Annotated in this window: 16 protein-coding genes and 1 pseudogene; 14 read left to right on the top strand and 3 right to left on the bottom strand. The window is 70.3% G+C overall.

Annotated features, from left to right (window positions below; all coding sequences use genetic code 11):
* Positions 1-68: 68 nt before the first annotated feature.
* Together ACQCO7_RS15230 and ACQCO7_RS15225 are read right to left on the bottom strand one after the other, a co-directional pair.
* Positions 69-710: pseudogene (locus ACQCO7_RS15230) on the bottom strand (HAD family hydrolase).
* Between the two features lie 88 nt (positions 711-798).
* Positions 799-3,081 (bottom strand): mannosyltransferase YkcB-related protein, encoded by a 2,283-nt coding sequence (locus ACQCO7_RS15225; RefSeq protein WP_464072346.1) that lies wholly within the window; start codon positions 3,079-3,081, stop codon positions 799-801.
* A 157-nt stretch (positions 3,082-3,238) separates the two neighbouring features.
* Here ACQCO7_RS15225 and ACQCO7_RS15220 point away from each other — a divergent pair, with 157 nt between their 5' ends.
* Both ACQCO7_RS15220 and ACQCO7_RS15215 read left to right on the top strand, forming a co-directional pair.
* The gene (locus ACQCO7_RS15220; RefSeq protein WP_464072345.1) at positions 3,239-4,084 is read left to right on the top strand and encodes a serine hydrolase; all 846 of its coding nucleotides are present in this window, start codon (positions 3,239-3,241) and stop codon (positions 4,082-4,084) included.
* 151 nt (positions 4,085-4,235) lie between these two features.
* Positions 4,236-5,261: an esterase-like activity of phytase family protein gene (locus tag ACQCO7_RS15215; RefSeq protein ID WP_464072344.1), complete on the top strand. Its 1,026-nt coding sequence runs from the start codon at positions 4,236-4,238 to the stop codon at positions 5,259-5,261.
* Between the two features lie 75 nt (positions 5,262-5,336).
* Here ACQCO7_RS15215 and ACQCO7_RS15210 read toward each other — a convergent pair whose 3' ends face one another.
* Positions 5,337-6,191, bottom strand: a complete 855-nt coding sequence (locus ACQCO7_RS15210) for a helix-turn-helix transcriptional regulator (RefSeq protein WP_464072343.1) — start codon at positions 6,189-6,191, stop codon at positions 5,337-5,339.
* Positions 6,192-6,487: 296 nt separating this feature from the next.
* On the opposite strand from ACQCO7_RS15210, the gene ACQCO7_RS15205 reads away from it, so the two are divergent.
* The 12 genes from ACQCO7_RS15205 to ACQCO7_RS15150 all read left to right on the top strand — a co-directional run bounded on the left by ACQCO7_RS15205 (position 6,488) and on the right by ACQCO7_RS15150 (position 18,391).
* On the top strand, positions 6,488-6,640 hold the full coding sequence (locus ACQCO7_RS15205; RefSeq protein WP_464072342.1) for a hypothetical protein: 153 nt from the start codon (positions 6,488-6,490) through the stop codon (positions 6,638-6,640).
* A gap of 141 nt (positions 6,641-6,781) precedes the next feature.
* Positions 6,782-6,970, top strand: a complete 189-nt coding sequence (locus ACQCO7_RS15200) for a lysine biosynthesis protein LysW (RefSeq protein WP_050369545.1) — start codon at positions 6,782-6,784, stop codon at positions 6,968-6,970.
* Positions 6,967-7,842, top strand: a complete 876-nt coding sequence (locus tag ACQCO7_RS15195) for a RimK family alpha-L-glutamate ligase (RefSeq protein WP_338683478.1) — start codon at positions 6,967-6,969, stop codon at positions 7,840-7,842. The genes ACQCO7_RS15200 and ACQCO7_RS15195 overlap by 4 nt, the downstream gene beginning before the upstream one ends.
* Before the next feature lie 19 nt (positions 7,843-7,861).
* On the top strand, positions 7,862-8,488 hold the full coding sequence (locus tag ACQCO7_RS15190; protein ID WP_464072341.1) for a PLP-dependent aminotransferase family protein: 627 nt from the start codon (positions 7,862-7,864) through the stop codon (positions 8,486-8,488).
* On the top strand, positions 8,485-9,804 hold the full coding sequence (locus ACQCO7_RS15185; protein WP_464072340.1) for a DegT/DnrJ/EryC1/StrS family aminotransferase: 1,320 nt from the start codon (positions 8,485-8,487) through the stop codon (positions 9,802-9,804). The genes ACQCO7_RS15190 and ACQCO7_RS15185 overlap by 4 nt, the downstream gene beginning before the upstream one ends.
* Positions 9,797-10,840, top strand: a complete 1,044-nt coding sequence (gene argC / locus ACQCO7_RS15180; protein ID WP_464072339.1) for an N-acetyl-gamma-glutamyl-phosphate reductase — start codon at positions 9,797-9,799, stop codon at positions 10,838-10,840. Before ACQCO7_RS15185 ends, argC begins: the two co-directional genes overlap by 8 nt.
* Complete coding sequence (locus ACQCO7_RS15175) at positions 10,837-12,762, top strand: M20/M25/M40 family metallo-hydrolase (protein ID WP_464072338.1); 1,926 nt, start codon at positions 10,837-10,839, stop codon at positions 12,760-12,762. Before argC ends, ACQCO7_RS15175 begins: the two co-directional genes overlap by 4 nt.
* Positions 12,759-13,592 (top strand): thiamine pyrophosphate-dependent enzyme, encoded by an 834-nt coding sequence (locus tag ACQCO7_RS15170; protein WP_464072337.1) that lies wholly within the window; start codon positions 12,759-12,761, stop codon positions 13,590-13,592. Before ACQCO7_RS15175 ends, ACQCO7_RS15170 begins: the two co-directional genes overlap by 4 nt.
* Positions 13,589-14,560, top strand: coding sequence for a transketolase family protein (locus ACQCO7_RS15165; RefSeq protein WP_464072336.1), 972 nt, complete (start codon positions 13,589-13,591; stop codon positions 14,558-14,560). Before ACQCO7_RS15170 ends, ACQCO7_RS15165 begins: the two co-directional genes overlap by 4 nt.
* Complete coding sequence (locus ACQCO7_RS15160; protein ID WP_464072335.1) at positions 14,548-15,825, top strand: ATP-grasp domain-containing protein; 1,278 nt, start codon at positions 14,548-14,550, stop codon at positions 15,823-15,825. The genes ACQCO7_RS15165 and ACQCO7_RS15160 overlap by 13 nt, the downstream gene beginning before the upstream one ends.
* Complete coding sequence (locus ACQCO7_RS15155) at positions 15,822-17,144, top strand: amidohydrolase family protein (protein WP_464072334.1); 1,323 nt, start codon at positions 15,822-15,824, stop codon at positions 17,142-17,144. Before ACQCO7_RS15160 ends, ACQCO7_RS15155 begins: the two co-directional genes overlap by 4 nt.
* Positions 17,141-18,391, top strand: coding sequence for an MFS transporter (locus ACQCO7_RS15150; protein ID WP_464072333.1), 1,251 nt, complete (start codon positions 17,141-17,143; stop codon positions 18,389-18,391). Before ACQCO7_RS15155 ends, ACQCO7_RS15150 begins: the two co-directional genes overlap by 4 nt.
* Positions 18,392-18,408: the final 17 nt, after the last annotated feature.

Genomic DNA, 18,408 nt, shown 5'->3' with positions numbered 1-18,408 from the left:
CCGCTCGCAGGTCACCATGTACGCGCACGAACAGCTTCGTTCTCCTCCGCCCGGAGTGGAGCTTTTGCCTAGCGGCCTACCACGTCCACGAGTTCCATGAGGCTGTCGATCCGCCAGTACGCCGCCGCGACCACCTCCGGGACGTCGGCCCAGAGGTGTCCCCAGGGCCCGCGTCGTAGGTGTGCCGTCTTCAACCCGGCTGTCCGGGCGGGGAATACGTCGTTCGCCGGGTGATCTCCGACGTAGAGCGTGCGGTCGGCAGGGGCCTGCGACACCTCCAGCACTCGTTCGAAGAAGCCGGGCCGGGGCTTCGCGACACCCCATTCCTCAGACGTGGCGATGAGGTCTGCCGGGAGGGCCAGCCCTCACAGCAAGTCACCGGCCAGAGAAGTCTGGTTGCCCGCGATGATGACGCGTACGCCGGTCCGGCGGACGGCGGTGAGGGCCGGGCGGACGTCGTCGTACAGGTCGGACTCGTCCAACTGCTCCCCGTGACCGGCCTCTGCGCGCTTCCGGTACTCGGCCTTGAGGTCGGCTCCGGGACGGATGAGCCGCAACGCGTCGGAGTTGTCACGGCCTTGGGCCACTACGGCGCCGACGAGCGCGGAGACCGTGTGGCGAGGCACGCCGAACCAGTCGGCCCAGGCTCCCCAGTAGCGGTCGTCCCGCGTGATGGTCTCGCCTACGTCCAGCACGATGGTGTCGATCACCTTCGTGAGCTTACGGGGTATGACGAAAGCGGCCCTCGCTCTTCTGAAGGGTGAGGGCCGCTTGAGCCGGTGCCGCCGGGGGCGAGGGTCAGCTCACGTCCGAGGGGTCCAGGCGGTAGACCGTCGAGGTGTTCGACGTGGACGACGACTCGCTGGCCGAACTCGCCGACGTGGACGCGCTCTTGCTGTAGTCGCTCTCCTTCACCGCCGTCGCGTTCTGCTGGACCCACTCCGTGACCTCGGAGCTGACGTTCGAGCTGCCGCCGGGGCCGCCGCCCATGCCGCTGCCGCCGATCTGGATGTAGTGCAGCTCGCCCTTTTTGACCAGCTCCTTCAGCTTGGCGAGGGTCATCGCCTTGTCGCTGCCGGACCAGCCCCACATGGAGATCACCGGCTCGCCGCTGCTGAGGATCAGCTGGGCCGCGCTCTGCGAACTCGACACCGCCAGCAGCCACTTGGCGCCGTCCTGGTGCTTCTTCAGGTAGGCGATCAGCTCGCTGTTCGCGCCGCCCATGCCCATGCCGCCGCCCATGCCGCCACCGCCGGGTACGCCGCCGGTCATGCCGCCGGGGTCGATCTGGGTGCCGCCGGCTTCGGTGCCGCCCTCGGTGCCGAACCCGGCGTTCCCCTCGGTGGAGCCGGTGCCGCCGGGCGGCGTACCGCCCTGGACGCCGCCGGGCAACTCGCCGTACCCGCCGCCGGGCGTCATCTGAGCGCCGCCCTGACCGTCCTGCCCCTGACCGTCTCGACCACCCTGGCCACCAGGGAAGCCACCCTGTCCACCCCCCGTACCACCCCTACCAGGCCCCCCGCCGAAGCCACCGTTCCCCGTGGTCGGACCGGCCGTGGGATTAGTACCCCCCATACCCCCCATACCCCCCATACCTCCGCCGGACCCCGACGGCACCGACCACGCGTACGCCGCAGGTCCCGCCACCGAGGCGACGACCGCCGCAGCGACGGAAGCCGCCAGCAGCCGTACCCGGTTCCCGGACCGGAAGACGATCAGCCCGACGACGGCCGCGGCCATCACCACCCCGACCGCCGGCCACAGCCAGGTGTTCCACCCGGACGCGCGCCGCAGCAGCACAACGGACCAGAGAGCGGTTGCTGCAAGAGCCACCGGCAGCACCCACACCCACCGCTTGTCCGTACGGAACGCGCGCAGCAGCATCGCGCCGCCGCCCCCGCACAGCGCCGCGATCCCGGGCGCCATGGCGGTCGTGTAGTACGGGTGCATCGTGCCCTCGGCCATGCTGAACGTGAGGAAGTGCAGGCCCAGCCAGCCGCCCCAGACCAGGACGGCGGCGCGGGTGAGGTCGGTGCGCGGAGCGCGTCCGCACAGGATGATCGCGCCGATGAAAGCGATTGCTGCAAAGGGCAGCAGCCAGGAGATCTGCCCGCCGAGGATGTCGTTGAACATCCGGCCGAGACCGGCGGTGCCGGAGAAGCCGCCGCCTCCGCCGCCGCCCCCGCCTCCGCCGCCCATGTTGCCGTCGCCGCCGAAGACCCGGCCGAGGCCGTTGTAGCCCATGATCAGGTTCCAGGCGGAACCGTCCGTCGAACCTCCGATGTAGGGCCGCTCGTCCGCAGGTACTACGGACACGGCGGCGGCCCACCAGAAGGAGGAAACCGCGAGTACTGCACCCGCGAGCAGCAGGTTGACGATCCGCTTCACCAGCTTCGGCCTCGCCGCGTACAGGTAGACCGCGAAGACGGCCGGCAGCGCGATGTAGCCCTGGAGCATCTTGGTGTTGAAGGCGAGCCCGAAGCACGCGGCCGACCCGAGCAGCGGCAGCAGTCTGCCGTTGTGCACGGCGCGCAGCGCGAGGGCCGCGCCGCCCGCCATCAGGAACACCAGCAGCGTGTCGGGGTTGTTGTCGCGGTTGATGGCGACGGTGATCGGGGTCAGCGCCAGGACCAGCGCGGCGACGGCCGCCGCGCCGTGCCCCCACACCCGCTGCACGGACGCGTGCAGGATCCAGATCGTGCCGAGCGCGACCAGGACCATCGGCAGCATCATCTGCCAGGTGCCGAAGCCGAAGACCCGGCAGGACAGGCCCATCACCATCAGCGCGAACGGCGGCTTGTCGACGGTCAGGAAGTTCCCGGCGTCCAACGAGCCGAAGAACCATGCCTTCCAGCTCTCCGTACCGCTCAACACGGCAGCGCTGTAGAAGCTGTTGAGGCTCGAACCGGAGAGGTTCCAGGAGTAGAGGACCGCCGCCAGGACCAGGATCGCGAGCAGCGCGGGCAGCGACCAGCGCGGCGCCTTCCCCGGTACGGCGCCCGCCGCGGGCTCGGGCGGTGGCTGGTCGGGGGACACGGACGGCTCGGTCGTACGGTGCTGGGGATCGGTGGCAGAGGTCACCCGAGCATGGTGCGAACCCCACGTTGGCGACCGCTGTGCCGAAGCTGGCCGTCACCTGTGAATGCGCGCGGGGCGTAGTAACGCGTTGTGCAACCTTTACCCAACCGTGCTGACGGCTCGTACAACCATTCGCTCGAACTCATGAGTCAACTGAGGTATGACTCCGTCTACTTCGAGACGTGCTAGAGCGGCGACCGTCGCCGCCCTCGGCACCGGCCTCCTCATAACCGCCGCCGTCCCGGCCTCGGCAGCCGCGCCCGCCGTGAGCTGCACGTCGTCCAAGGCGGCCCTCGCGATCAAACTCAAGAAGGACATCACCGCTGCGGTCGCCTCCCGCAAGGGCACGGTCGCCGTCGGCGTCTACGACCGTACGACCAACACGAACTGCACGCTGCGGGCGTCCTCGGCGTACGACTCGGCCAGCGTCGTCAAAGTAACCGTTCTCTCAACACTTCTCTGGGACGCGCAGAAGGCGAAGCGCTCCCTCACCGCCCGCGAGAAGTCCCTCGCGACCGCGATGATCACCAAGTCGGACAACGCCTCCACGAGCACCCTGTGGAAGCAGCTCGGCGTCACCAAGGTGAACAACTTCCTCAAGGCCGCCGCGATGACCCAGACGAAGCCGGGCGCGAACGGGTACTGGGGCCTCACGCAGATCACGGTCACCGACGAGCAGAAGCTGCTCAAGCTGCTGCACGCGAAGAACACCGTCCTCACCGACGGCTCCCGTTCGTACGCCAACGGCCTGATGAGCAAGGTGATTTCGTCCCAGCGCTGGGGAACTCCCTACGGCGCTCCGGCCGGTGTCGCCGTCCGCGTCAAGAACGGCTGGCTCCAGCGGGCCACCAACGGCTGGCGCGTGCACAGCGTCGGCACGTTCACCGGTGGCGGGCACGACTACACGATCACCGTGCTCACGCACGGCAACAGCACCATGAACTACGGGATCGCGACGATCCAGGGCGTGGCGAAGGCCGTCCACGCGGACCTCAAGGCGTCCTGAACGAACCGGCACCCGGCCTCCCCGCGGCCGGGCTTCCCGGGGTTCGTGGCGCGGCGGGCACAACACGGCGTCCATCGCGCGGCGTTCACGGCACAGCGTCCGTGGCAGGGCGTTCTTCTCGCGGACACCCGCGCGTCCTACGGTGCCGTCCATGCGCCTGAGAACCGTACTCGCCACCCTCACCGCCGGCCTGGCGGCAGCCACCACCCTCACCGCCGCAGGGCCTGCCGCGGCCAACACGCCCGCGAACCACGCCTGTTCGCCCGCCGTGGCCATCGGCGGCTTCTCCGACTCCCTCGACAAGACGTCGTACGACGGGACCTTCGTCGGCAACTTCTCCGCCCTCGCCCTCGATCCGGACGGCACCCTCGCCGCGCTCTCCGACCGGTCGGCCCTGTTCTCGCTGGACCGGCGAACTCTCCAGCCCCGCAAGGTCGTTCAGCTCGCGGACGAGAAGGGCGTGGCCCTCGACTCGGAGGGGCTGGTCATCGACCGGGACGGCACCCGGCTGATCACCTCCGAGACCGAGCCGTCGGTACGCCGCTACGACCGGGACGGCCGTGTCCTCGACCGGCTCCCCGTCCCCGCCCCGCTCCAGGTCGCGCCGGCCGGGCGGGCCGTGTCCAACGGCACGTTCGAGGGCCTGAGCTGGGCGGACGGCGGGCGTACGCTGCTGGCGTCCATGGAGTACGCGCTGGCCGGGGACGCCGCCGGGACCGTCCGGTTCCAGACCTGGAAGCGGCACGGGAAGGGGTTCGCGCTCGGCGCGCAGTACGCCTACCGGACGGACGCCGGGCTCGGCGTCCCCGAGGTGCAGGCGCTGCCCGGCGGGCAACTCCTCGTCCTGGAGCGGGGGTTCACCGCGGGCGTCGGCAACACGGTCCGCCTCTACCTCGCCGACCCGCGCCGCGCGACGGACACGCGGAACGTCGAGTACCTGACCGGGCAGCCCGAGGTGCGCGTCATCCGCAAGACGCTCCTCGCCGACATCGCCGACTGCCCGAGCCTCGGCGCCACCGCGAAGCAGCCCCAGCCCAACCCCCTGCTCGACAACATCGAGGGCATGGCGGTCACCGGCCGCTCCGGCGACCGGCTGCGCGTGACGCTGGTCAGCGACGACAACCAGAACGCCGTACAGACGACCCGGTTCTACTTCCTGCGGGTACGGACGCACTGACCCAGATCCGGGGGAGGGGTCGAGCCGTCCGGTACGAGACCCCTCCCGTGGTACTACCCGGGTAGTACCTGAGCGCTACGGAGCCGCTTCGGCCCCGTCCCCCACCGGCTCGTCCAGCAGTCCGCTCTGCGCCGTCAGGTACGCCAGCTGAGCCCGGCTCTTGCTCCCGAGCATGTCCGACACCTTCTTCAGATGGCTCGCCACACTCCGCGTACTCATCCCCAGCCGCGTCGCGATCGCCGCGTCCGTGTAGCCGTCGACCATCAGACGCAACACGCGTAGACGTGTTTCATCGGTGAGCAGGCGCGGCCGGTGGTGGTCGTCCGTGTAGACGATGGCCTGCGCCCGCTCCCAGGCGTGCTCGAACACCGAGACCAGGAAGTGCACGATCCCGGGATCGGTGACGCGCAGCGCGTGGTCGCGGTGCGACTTCTCGACGTCGGGGATGAACGCGACCGTCCGGTCGTACACGAGCAGCCGGTCGAACACCTCGTTCACGGTGCGGACTTCGACGCCGACCTCGGTGACGGCCTTGATGTAGTCGAGGGTCGGCCCGTGCGTGCGGACGGTGTGCTGGTACAGCCTGCGCTGCTGTATGCCGCGCTCGCGGGCCTCCAGTGCGAGCGGCAGCGCCTGGACGAGCGCGCGCTGCGGCCGGCCGCCACCGGGGTGTGCGGAGAGCGCCTCGACCCGCGTGCAGCGCACCGCCTCGTCGATCGCGGCGGCGATCACCGACTCCCCGGCGAGCGGCTGCACGGCTTTGCCGTCGCGCCCCTGGAGGTCTCGGTAGACGCTCTCCACCTGCGACATCGTCGTCCTTACGGCGGCCATCTCCCGCTGCTGCCGCAGGATCTCCTCCTCCAGCGGACGGGTCAGCGCCACCGTGGCCATCTCAGGGGGTACGGGTATGACGGCGTCCGGGTCGTCCACGGCCGGCGTCAGTAGTCCGAGTGACTCCAGACAGTCCGGGGCTCCGTCGCGGACGGCCCGGCCCCGCCGTACGGCGTTGCGGTAGAACGTGATTCCCGCGGAACAGAGCTCTGTATGAAACCCGGCTTCGCTTATGTCTGTTTTGCCGCACATCTCGTCGCTCCCCCTTCTGACTTCTGCAACGCATGATCATGAACCCTGTCGACCCTTTCGGCAACCATGCCTCCGGAGGCACTCTTTCGGTGTGCGGGCGGCGCACCACGGATAGCCGCCCGAATATCAACAGGGGGATTGAAATGAAGCGTGCCGTCCTGATCCGCAGACTCGCCGGCCTGCTCGGCGCTCTCGCCGTCACGGCAATCGCTTTCACCGGCGTTTCCGCCGCCACCGCTCACCCCACGACGTCGGCCGCCGCCACGTCGGTTCCGGGCGACGACCGCTGGGGATGATCCGGCCCGGTGGAACGTGACGATCCGTCATCGTCCGCCGTCCGTCGCCTGCTTCAGGAAATTCCGGCGCGCGATAACCGCCGCACGGTGATTTCCGCATGCCCGTCCACAAGTTTTACGGAAAAATAAGGAGTGTTGTCGATGTCCCTTGCCGTGGCGGCTCCCAAGTGCCTCGTCTGCGACACCGAATTCGAGGTCCAGGCCGACTGGGAAAAGGGCGAGATCACCGAGTGCGCGGCCTGCGGTCAGGAGCACGAGGTGCTGGAGAAGAGCGACGCCGTGATCCGGCTCGACCTCGCGCCCGAGGTCGAGGAGGACTGGGGCGAGTGACCGCCACCGACCGGGTCCTGCTCTCGGTCACCATGCTGCGTCCCGAGGAGAAACTCCTCCTCGGGGCGTTGCGTGACCGAGGACTCACCGCTGACCCGCTGCTCATGGAGGATCTCGCCGGGGTGGTCGCGGGCGCCGCCGCGCCACCCGCCCTCGCGCTGATCCGCAACCTCTCCCACCGCGACGCCATCGGCGTCTCCCGGCGCCTCGAACACGCCGGCATCACCACCCTCAACCGCGCGGCCGTCATCGAGACCTGCAACGACAAGGGTCTGCAAGCCCTGTTGTTCGCCCGGCACGGCATCCCGCACCCGCTGACCCGGCACGCCTTCAGCTATGACCAGGTCCGCGCGACCGTCGCCGAACTCGGCCTGCCCGCCGTCGTCAAGCCGGTCAGCGGCTCCTGGGGCCGCGGCGTGACCCGGATGGTCAACCCGGAGTGCGTCGAGGCATGGGCCGGCGGACGCGAATCCGCCGACGCGGCAGGCAAGTTGTTCCCCGTCGTCGTCCAGGAGTACGTCGACAAACCCGGCCACGACCTGCGCGTGGTCGTCGTCGGCACCACCCCCGTCGTCGCCATCGAGCGCGCCTCCACGGACTTCCGCACCAACACGCACCTCGGCGCCACCGTGCGCCGGGTCGAACTCACCGCCGAGATCGAGAAGTTGTGCGCACTCGTCGTCGACGTCCTCGGACCCGGCTTCTACGGCGTCGACCTCGTCGAGGACCGCGCGAGCGGCGAACTCCTCGTCCTGGAGGTCAACGCCAACCCGGAGTTCGCCAAGTCGTCCGCCCAACACGGCGTGGACGTCGCGGGGTTGCTCGCCGAGCACGTCACCCAGCAGCTCGCGCCGGCGCCCGTAGCCGCCTGAACCGGAGAACACCGACGTCATGGAACCGTTCGACACCACCACGGTGCTCACCCGCGTCCTCACCTCGGGCGTCGTCATGAGCATCGAGAAGAGCGACCGGGAACTCCCCGGTCTGGAACGCCTGTTGACCAAGCGGACCGGCCGCCGGAAAGCCGTCCTCCTCAACAGCCGCACCGGCGCCCTGCACGCCGCACTCGCCGGCCAGGGAATCGGCCACGGCGACACCGTCAGTCTGCCCGGCGCGACCCCCGAGAGCGTCCGCTTCCTCAAGTGGCTCGGCGTCACCGTCACCGGCGACGGCGCCCCCGCGCCGTACGACTTCCTCTCCCTCGACGCCGAAAACACCCACCTGCTGGGCGAGTTCACGTCCACCGCACCCGCTCTCGTCGTCGACCTCACCGGCATCGGCTTCGGCCCTGCCGCCGCCGTCCTCACCGACGACACCTCCCTCTGGTCGCGCGCCGAACGGCTGAAGATCTTCGGCGCGCACGACCTGCGGACCATGTGGACGCAGCAGGAGGACGGCGAACAGCCCGTCCCCGGCGTGCAGTTCAACTACCGGCTCAGCCCGCTGGTCGCCGCCTGCGTGCGGATGGCCCTGACCCAGGCGGCCCGGCCCGCCGCCACCTCGGGAGCGAACCAGTGATCACCGACTTCCCGGCGGCACCGCTGCCGCTGCCCGACCCGGCCGACGTCGACGCCGAACTCGCCGCGCTCGGCGGCACGGAGATGATCCCGAAGGCGCTGCGCCGCACGCTCTTCCCGGTCATCACCAAGGAGGACGTCTTCAACCTGATGCTGGCCCAGCGCCAGGCACCGGAGAAGGTCGTCGCCGACTTCGCCGAGTCCTACCGCGCCTACGTGGGCGCCCAGTTCGCGCTCCCCACGGCGAGCGGCACCTCCAGCCTCCACCTCGCTCTGGTCGGCGCGGGGGTGCGACCGGGTGACGAAGTCATCGTCCCTGCCTTCACGTTCATCGCCACCGCACAGGCCGTCGTCGCCGCGCACGCCATCCCCGTGTTCGTCGACATCGACCCCGTGACGTACTGCATGGACCCGGCCGCCGCAGCCGCCGCGATCACCGGCCGCACCCGCGCGCTCATGCCGGTCCACGTCCACGGACTCCCCGCCGACGTACGGGAGTTGCGCGCACTCGCCGACGCGCGCGGCCTGTCTCTCGTCGAGGACGCCTCCCACGCGCACTCCGCGCGCGTCGACGGCCGGGTCGCCGGTTCGTTCGGTGACGCGGCCGGCCAGAGCCTGATGGCCGACAAGAACTTCCCGCTCGGCGGCGAGGGAGGCATCGCCTTCTTCGCTCAACAGGAGTCGTACGAGCGTGCCTTGGCGTATCTCGCCGAACACGGCATCGACTACGGCATGTCGTGGGTGGCCGCCGCGTTCGGCGCGAGCCAGCTCGAGCGGCTGCCGTACTACGACGAGATCCGCGCACGCAACGCCGCTCTGCTCGGCGAAGTCCTCGACGGAACAGGGCTGTTCACGCCGCCACGGGTCCCCGAGGGACACGTCCACGCGTACAACATGTACCGGACCACCCTGCACCCGGAGGCAGTCGGTCTCGACGACCTTCCCGTGTTCGCGGTGAAGGAGGCCGTGCACGAACTCCTCGTCGCCGAAGGGGTTCCCGCGCGCGAGTGGCAGAACACGCCGATCCCCTGCCACCTGCCGTTCACGCACCGCGACGGCTTCGGCAACGGCTACCCGTTCACCCTCAACCCCGGCGCGGTACGCGACCACCGGCCCGAGGACTTCCCGGTCACCCTCGGGATGCTCGACTCGACGCTGGTCCTCTGCCGCGAACTGCGCTCGCCCGTCGAGTACGAGCGGATCCTCCGGTACGCCGACGCGTTCCGCAAGGTCGCGCGCCGCCCTGACGCGATCCGTAAGCTCGTCGAGGAGCGCGACTACCGGCGGCCGTACGAGAAGGCGGCCCGCCTTGGCTGACACCCTGCGCGTCGCCGTCATCGGCGCGAGCGGCTACACCGGCGGCGAGGTGATCCGCCTCCTGCTCGAACACCCGGGCGTGGAGCTGGCGTTCCTCTCCGCCGAGCGTGCCGCCGGAGCCTCCGTCGGCGCCGTCCACCCCTGGCTGCGCAACCATCCCCGCGCGGCCTCCCTGAAGTTCCGGCCGCTCGCCGAACTCGGGCCGGTGGACGTCGCGTTCACCTGCCTGCCGACCGGCGCACTGCCCGAGCGGCTGCCGCTGATCGCCGAACACGCCAAGCGGATCCTGAACCTGGGCGGCGACTTCCGGCTCCGGGACGAGGCCGAGATCCGCAGCCACTACCCGAAGACCGCCGAGCACCCGCCGCTGGACCAATTCGCTTACTACGTACCCGAGTTGAGTACGTCCGTGCCGGAGGGACGGTTCGTCAACCTGCCCGGCTGCATGGCCGTCACCACCATCTACGCCCTCTACCCGCTGTTCTCCCAGGGGCAGTTGGTGGCCGACCGGGTCATCGTCGACGCCAAGACCGGCTCCACCGGCGGCGGCCGGGACAGCGGCGAGCCGCCCGCCGAGCGCTCGGGCAACTTCCGGGTGCACAAGCTGTACGGCCACCGGCACGCGCCGGAGATCCGCCAGGCCCTCGCCGACTTCACCGGCGCGTCCGTCGAACTGCGGTTCTCCACGCACAGCCTCGACGTGTCGCGGGGGATCCTCGTCACCGCGTACTCCGAACTCCGCGACGGCGTCACGCCGTTGGACGTCAAGCGGGCCTACGCGAAGGCGTACGTCGGCAAGCCGTTCGTGCGGGTGCGTCCCGCGCCGAAGGCGCCGCAGGACTTCCCGATGCTGAAGGCCGTCGTCGGCTCGAACGTCGCCGAGGTCGCCGTCGCCGTCCGCGACGGACAGTGCGTCACCGTCGCCGCTCTCGACAACCTCGTCAAGGGTGCGGCGGGACAGGCGATCCAGGCGATGAACCTGATCGCCGGGTTCGAGGAAGCGGCCGGACTGCCGAGTACGGCGGTGTCACCGTGAGCGCAACTCCCGTATCCGGCACGGCTGTCGGAACCGTAGCCGGTAACTACCGCAAGGCCGCCACGACTTCACGCCGCGCCCTGTACGTCGTCAAGGTCGGCAGTGCCACCCTCGACCGCGAGACGGTGTTCAAGGAGATCGCCGACCTCGTCGGCCGGGGTGCCCGCGTCCTGCTCGTCGCGGGGGGCGCCACCGGAATCGAGCGCCACTACCGGGCGATCGGCCGCCCGATGCCTCAACTCCGGCTCGCCAACGGGGACTCGGTGCGGTACTGCCCGCCCGAGGAGATGACGCACCTCGTCGACGCCTACGAGCGGGTCACCCTGCCGGCCGTCGAAGAGGGCCTGAACCTCCACGAGTTGAGTGTCTTCACGGCGGTCGCCGCACGCGGCGCACTCGTCGCGGGACGCGCCAACCGTCCGCTCAAGGCGGTCTCGGCGGAGGGCCGTACCCTCGTCGTCCGCGACCACCGGGCCGGCGTCCCCACCGACGTGGACACCGTCCGCCTGGCCGCGCTGCTCGACGCGTACGACGTCGTGTGCCTCTCCCCGCCGGTCGCCGACACGGCCGGCGGGGCCCCGCTCAACGTCGACGCGGACGTCCTCGCGGCGGCGCTGGCGGGCTCCCTGCACGCCGACCACGTACGCCTCGTGACCGGCACCCGGGGGCTGCTCACCGACCCCGCCGACCCGGGGTCCACGCTCACCGACGCCTACCCCGGCGACGCCGCGCGCTACGCCGGCGGACGGATGCGGCAGAAGGTGCGCGCGGCCGAACTCGCCCTGGAGTCGAGCGCGGACGTCGCGATCACCGGCCCGCACACCATGGACGAGCCGACCGGCTGGACCCGCTTCTGGCGCACCCGCGAACCCGCCGCCGACCTCACCCTGCTCACCCGCGTCGTCGGCGTCCCCTCGGTCTCCGGGGACGAGGCCGAACTCGCCGCGTACCTCGCCGAATGGTGCCGTGAGCGCGGCATGGACGCGCACGTCGACGCGGCCGGCAACCTCGTCGCGAGCCGGGGCCGCGGACGCCGACGGCTGCTGCTGATGGGCCACTTGGACACGGTGCCGCACGTCTGGCCCACCGAATGGCGGGGCGGCGAGCTGTGGGGCCGGGGGAGCGTCGACGCGAAGGGGTGCCTCGCCGCGTTCCTCGAAGTCCTCGCGCACGCCGACATCCCGGACGACGGACAGGTCATGGTCGTCGGAGCCGTCGAGGAGGAGATCTCGTCCTCCAAAGGCGCCTTCCACGCGCGCGACCACTACCCGGCCGACGCCGTCGTCATCGGGGAACCCAGTGGTGCACAAACGCTTACACTCGGTTACTTCGGCCTGTTCAAGCTGCGCGTCACCGTCTCCGTGCCGACCGGACACTCGGCGGGCATGGACGCGGTGTCCGCGCCGGACCGGCTCATCGAGGTGCTTGCGGCGATCCGCGCCGGGGTCCTCACCCAGGCACCCGACGCGCTCAGCGCCGTCATCGACGTCTCCTGCGCGACCGGGCGTGAGCAGGGGAGTGCCACCGGGATCCTCAACTTCCGGGTCCCTCCCGGGGCCGACCTCGACGCGCTGCGTACGGCGGCCGTGGCTCTCGCGGGGGACAGGGTGGAGATCTCCGTCCTGAGAGCTACCCCGGGGTACGCCGGAGGTCGTACGGGACCCCTCGTCAAGTCCTTCACCAGGGCGTTCGCGGACGTCGGGGTGCGGCCCCGGTTCGTCGTCAAGAAAGGCACCTCGGACATGAACACGCTCGCCACGACCTGGCGCGACGTCCCGATGGTCGCCTACGGACCCGGTGACTCCTCCCTCGACCACACCGACGAGGAGCGCATCGGGGCGATGGAGTACCGGACGGCGCGGTCGCTGCTGGCGGACGCGGTGAACCGGTGGCTGGCACTGCCGGAAGGAGGCCGGGGATGAGCGTCGCTCTGGACCGGGGTGTCGTGGAAGCGGCCCCACACCAGGCGCTCGTTGTGGAAACGCTTGCACAACGCGCCCTCGCCGCCCGCCGCCTCGTGATCGACATGGCCGCGAGCCCGCGCGGCTGCCACCTCGGGGGCAGCCTCTCCGTGCTGGACATCCTGATCGCCGCCCTGCACCGGGCGGCGGCCGGGGACGGTACTGAGGTCGTGCTCAGCAAGGGACACGCGGCGGCCGGACTGTACGCGGCCCTGTACGTCAGCGGCGTCCTGCCGGAGAACCCGGCACCCCGCTACGGCCTGGCCGGCGAACCCTTCACCGGACACCCCGGGCCGAAGGTTCCCGGCGTCCGCTTCCCCACCGGCAGCCTCGGCCACGGCGTCCCGTATGCCGCGGGGTGGGCGCTCTCCCGGCGCCTCGACGCCGCCCCCGGCCTCGGGATCGCCGTCGCCGGGGACGGCGAACTCCAGGAGGGACTGGTCTGGGAGACCTGCCAGGTCGCCGCCGCGCAGGAGCTGGGCCGGTTCGTGCTGGTCGTCGACGTGAACGGCGGCCAGAACGACGGCCTCGTCTCGGACATCTCCCCGCTGCCCCAACTGGCCGACCGCTTCCGGTCGTTCGGCTTCGACACGGTGGAGGTGGACGGCCACGACCTCGCCGCCCTCACCGAACTCTTCGCCGCCGACCGGCCCATGGCCGGCCGTCCCCTCGCGGTCCTCGCAACGACCGTCAAGGGCAAGGGAGTTCCGCCGGTCGAAGGCAAGGCGGCCTCGCACTACGTGAGCATCGACGCGGCGCGGGCCGCCAAGTGGAAGCGAGTCGTACGATGACCACGGCCACGGACGCCCAGCCCCTCTCCGGCCGCGACGCCTACCGTGCCGAACTCACCGGCCTCGCCGCCACCGACGACCGCGTCCTCTGCCTGGAAGCCGACCTCGGCGGCAAGGGCCACCCCTTCCAACTCGCCCACCCCGACCGTTTCTTCAACCTCGGCATCGCCGAGGGAGCGATGGTCGACATGGCGGCGGGACTCGCGGCCGGCGGATACCGACCGTTCGTCAGCACGTTCGCCCCCTTCGCCGCCCTGCGTGCCGCCGAGAGCCTGAAGCTGACGCTGGGATACCTGAACGCGGGCGTCACGGTCGTCGCGCCGTACGCCGGGGTCTCCGGCGCCTGGTTCGGTACGACCCACCACTGTCTGGAGGACCTCGCCGTCCTGCGCGCGGTCCCCGGCGTGACGATCGCCGCGCCGTACGGCGAGGCCGAGATGAGGGCGGTGATCCGCGAGGCGGCCCGCTCGGGACGGCCGTACTACATCCGGACCGGACGCAACGCGCGGTACGCGTCGCTCGCGGGTGCGGACCAACTCCCCCTGGTGAACTGGGAGTCGGCGGACGGCGACGTCTGTCTCGTGTCGGTCGGCGAGGAAGGCACCCGCCTCGCCGTCGAGGCCCGCGAGCAGCGGCCCGGCACGGCACACGCACACCTCGTGCACGTCGACCACGAGCACCTCGCCCGAGCGGCTCCCGAACTCGCGCGCAGACACCGGAAGTTCGTGGTCGTCGAGGAACACCGGACCCAGGGCGGAGCCGCCGAGGCACTGGCACTTCTCCTGCCTCGCTGCGAGGTCACCTCGGTTGCCGCCGACCGGAGCTGGCCGTCGTACGGCGGCGACCACGCGGAGGTGATGGCCGCGCTCGGCCTCGAACTCCCCGCCGTCCTCAAGGCGTTGCAGCACGCCACGCAGAACCCCACCGTCACCCCGTCCCGGCCGAGGAGCCTCTCATGCACGTCCTGATGATCGAATGCAACCCGAACGGCATGGCCGGCATCGCCAACGCGCTCGACCTGGGCCATGACGTCACCCTGGTCTCCGCCGACCCCGACTTCTACCTCGCCGTCTCCCCGCTCACCGAGGCCGCGTACGCCCACCCGCGCTGCACCGTCGTGAAGAGCGAACGAGCCTTCGTGGTCGACGAGTTGATCGCCCTGGCCCGCGAGCTGCACGCGGCGAACCCGGTCCACGGCGTGACGACGTACAGCGAGTACCACACCGTCCACACCGCCGCCGTCGCCGAGGCGCTGGGACTTCCCGGCATGAGCGTGGACGGCGCTCGCAACGCCCGCCACAAGCACCGCACCCGGCTCACCCTGGACGGCAAGTCCGGTGTCGGCCAGCCGCGTTTCGCGCACGTCGCCGACGCGGACGACCCGGCCGCCGTCGAGGCCGCCGTACGCGAGATCGGCTTCCCCTGCGTCGTGAAGCCGTCCGACGGCACTGCCAGCCTGCACGTCCTGCACCTCAAGGACGAGGACGATCTCCGGTCGTACCTCGCGGAGTTGGCGGACGTCACGGACTACGGACGCGGCGTCGTGCGGGTACCGGACGTGCTCATCGAGGAGTTCGTCACCGGGGAGCTGATCTCGGTGGAGTCCTGCGTGCTGCGCACGGCCGACGGCGGCGCCGAGATCGTCAACCTGGGCCTCACCGACCGGCCGCTCAGCGGTTTCCCGCACTTCATCGAGATGGGTGCGACGTATTTCTCCGGACACCCGCTCCAGGACGAGCTGTTCGCGATGACGACCCGCGTCCTCGAAGAGCTGGGCGTCGACTTCGGGTTCATCCACACGGAGTTCCTGCTCGGCCCCGACGGACCGGTGCTGTGCGAGGTCAACGGCCGTCTCATCGGCGGGATCGTGCCGAGCCTGATGCAGCTCAGCTCCGGCGTGGACGCCTATCTGGAGGTCATCCGGCAGGCTCTCGGCGAGCGTCCCGAGCTGCCGTTCCCCGGTGAAGTCACCGCAGGCGGCCACTGGTTCGGCTCCCCGGTCGAGGGTGTCGTCGAGGAGATCGGCTTCGACGGACTCACTCAGCTCCCCGGCTTCCACAGCGCCCTCGCCTACAAGAAGCCCGGCGTCGCGGTCACCCGCCTCTCCCGCAGCAACTTCGACTGGATCGGCCACGTCATCTTCACCGGCACCGGCCGCGACGAGGTCAACAAGCGCTGCGAGGAGGGCCTCGACCACATCGACCTGCGCCTGAAGGTGGAGGTCGCGCGGTGACCCGTACCCGTACGACTCTGGAGGCAGTCGCGGTCCCCGCACTCGACCCGCGGAGCGTCTACGACGTCACCACCGAGGACGGCGTCTTCACCGCCTTCCACGAGACCGGACCCCGCCGGGGCGGCGAGGCCGAACTGTGGCCCGGCTACACCGAGACCCACGCGCACGTCTCCCTCCCCGCGAACTGGGACGACACCGCCGATCCCCCGGAAGTGGTAGCTCTCCAGTACCTGTACCACGGGGTCACCCACGTCGTGGACATGTTCGGCTTCCCCCTCGTCGCCGACGCCTGGGAGCGGGGCCGTACGGCCTCCCCCTGGCCGTACCCCGACCTCGTCCACTGCGGGTACGCGGTCACCGCGACGACCGACACGGCCGGCCGCACCGGACACGGCGTCGAGTTCCCGGCGCCGGTGCACATGCTGTCCGTGGAGTCCGACCTCGACCACGCGCTGAGCGCCAACTCCGCGCGGGGCGGCACGTTCCTGAAGGTGATGTTCACCGACGGCACCGAACAGCCGGGAAGTCCCGTCAAGTTCAGCCGTATCTCCGAGCAAGTCCTGCGGTTCACCGCCCGGTTGGCGGCCGAGCGGGGGGTGACCGCCGTCATCGACTGCAACACGCTCCAGGAGACCCGCTGGGCCTACGCGTGCGGCTTCCGCCTCTTCGCGCACACCGTCCGGGACCGCACGCTGGACGCCGCCGACCGGAAGGAGTTCGAGGGAGCGCGGTTCATCTCGACGCTCGCCGGACTGCGGCCGATGGTCATGACCGGCGACGAGTTCCTCGCCGAGTACTCCCGCGAGGGTTTCGCCGAGACCCAGGACATCCGCAACCTCGACCTCGTCCGGGGGATCGAGCAGCCGTACGGCGTCAAGTTCGGCGTCCAGGAGATCCGTACGGCCGCTCTCGGTGACATGCGCCGCAACGCGCTCGCCGGGCTCGCCGACGGCAGCCTCCTGATCGGCACCGATGCGGGCAACACCGGTGCGTACCACGGCTATTCACTCCTCGGTGAACTCGGTCTGCTGCGCGGCGAGGACGCCTCGCTGGACGAACCGCTGCGCCACCGGGCGACGGTCGGCGGACGCCGGTACTTCGACGAGTTGCGCGGCGACACCTCAGGCGCGCACCCGCTGAGCGTCGGCGCGCCGGCGACGTACAACCTGATCGACCCCGCGGCACCGCTGACAGCAATCCCGCAGAAAACGGTTGTGCACGGCATTCCCGTCGACCGCCCCGCCCTCGCCAGGGCGATCACCGAACTCCGCTCCGAACTCCGCTCCGACGCGGAGACCAGCAGAAAGGCAGCCCTGTGACCTCCGAACGCAGGCGGGCGCTGATCGGCGTCAACGCCGGCATCTTCCTCGCCCACATCGGCAACTACATCTGGTTCCCGGTCTTCGTCGCCTCCCTCGGCGGCACCGACAGCGGCTTCTGGGCCGGTGTCGTGATGTGCATGACGTACGTCGGCCGGCTCGCCGCGACCTTCTTCTACGAGGGGGTCGCGGCCCGGATCGGCGTACGCGGCGCGGTCTTCGCCGGTACGGCGCTGGAGGCGACGGCGCTCGGCGCGATGGGATTCGTCGGCGGGGTCGCCGCCTACAGCGCGCTGGCCCTGTTCATCGGCCTCGGCTCGGGGACCGCCTTCCCCGGCCTGAAGAACATCCTCGTCTCCTACCCGGACGACGAGCGGCCCAAGGCGTTCTCCACGTTCCAGATGGCCGCGCAGGTCGGCCTCCTCGGCGGCGCGCTGATCGGCGGCCTCTTCGTCGACCTGAACCTGCGCACCCTCTTCTCCGTCGTCTTCGCGATCTTCATCGGCTTCTGCCTGGCGTCGTCGGCGTTCATCCCGCGCGACGGCTTCACGACCAGCACGGAGAGTGACGAAAGTACTACGGGTACTACGGGTACTACGCCGAAGCCGCCTCTCTTCAGCACCGCTGTCTTCAAGGGCATCGAGGTACGGGGTGCGACCCGCTACTTCCTGCTCTCGGCCGTCTTCTGGTTCCTGTCGATCGGCTTTATCGTCGGCATCCCCCTCCACATGGAGAGGTACGCCTCGGGGTGGGCTCCCTCGTCCCCCTTCTGGATCACCGGTCTGGTGGTACTAGTACTCCAGTACCCCCTGTTCAAGGCACTCATCAAGCGCCTGGAACCCGGCACGGTGATGGCGATCGGGCTCGTGGGCATGACGCTGGCCTTCCTCGCGTTCGGCGCCGGCCGGGGTCCGGGGTGGGTGTTCGCGGGGTGCCTCGTCGTCGTACTCGGTGACATTCTTTTCGTGCCTTCGTTCGACATGTGGGTCGCGCGGCGGGTTCCCGAGGACCGGCTCGCGAAGGCGATGGGTGCCATGCACTTCTTCCGCAGCGCCGGGAACATGGCTGGTTCGCTGCTGGCCGGCGTGCTGTTCGATCTGTCGGGTTCGCTGGATCTGCCGGGACTGAACTGGTACGTCGCCGCCGTGATCGCCGCAGGCTGCGCGGTGGTCTGCCTGTCCGGCCGGACGGCGGAGGAAAGTGTGAAGGAGGAGAAGATCGCCGCCGGAATTGTTGCGGAGGGATGAAATCCGGTGCTGTTCGC

The sequence above is a fragment of the Streptomyces saintjeani genome, assembly GCF_055409605.1.
Note: the sequence above shows the minus strand (reverse complement) of the source record. Positions and strands in the feature narration are given on the sequence as shown.

Excerpts from the sequence above, each read along its gene's own strand:
- ACQCO7_RS15220 (WP_464072345.1), top strand. The coding sequence starts at position 3,239 with ATGACTCCGTCTACTTCGAGACGTGCTAGAGCGGCGACCGTCGCCGCC.
- ACQCO7_RS15215 (WP_464072344.1), top strand. The coding sequence starts at position 4,236 with ATGCGCCTGAGAACCGTACTCGCCACCCTCACCGCCGGCCTGGCGGCA.
- ACQCO7_RS15205 (WP_464072342.1), top strand. The coding sequence starts at position 6,488 with ATGAAGCGTGCCGTCCTGATCCGCAGACTCGCCGGCCTGCTCGGCGCT.
- ACQCO7_RS15200 (WP_050369545.1), top strand. The coding sequence starts at position 6,782 with ATGTCCCTTGCCGTGGCGGCTCCCAAGTGCCTCGTCTGCGACACCGAA.
- ACQCO7_RS15190 (WP_464072341.1), top strand. The coding sequence starts at position 7,862 with ATGGAACCGTTCGACACCACCACGGTGCTCACCCGCGTCCTCACCTCG.
- ACQCO7_RS15170 (WP_464072337.1), top strand. The coding sequence starts at position 12,759 with ATGAGCGTCGCTCTGGACCGGGGTGTCGTGGAAGCGGCCCCACACCAG.
- ACQCO7_RS15165 (WP_464072336.1), top strand. The coding sequence starts at position 13,589 with ATGACCACGGCCACGGACGCCCAGCCCCTCTCCGGCCGCGACGCCTAC.
- ACQCO7_RS15160 (WP_464072335.1), top strand. The coding sequence starts at position 14,548 with ATGCACGTCCTGATGATCGAATGCAACCCGAACGGCATGGCCGGCATC.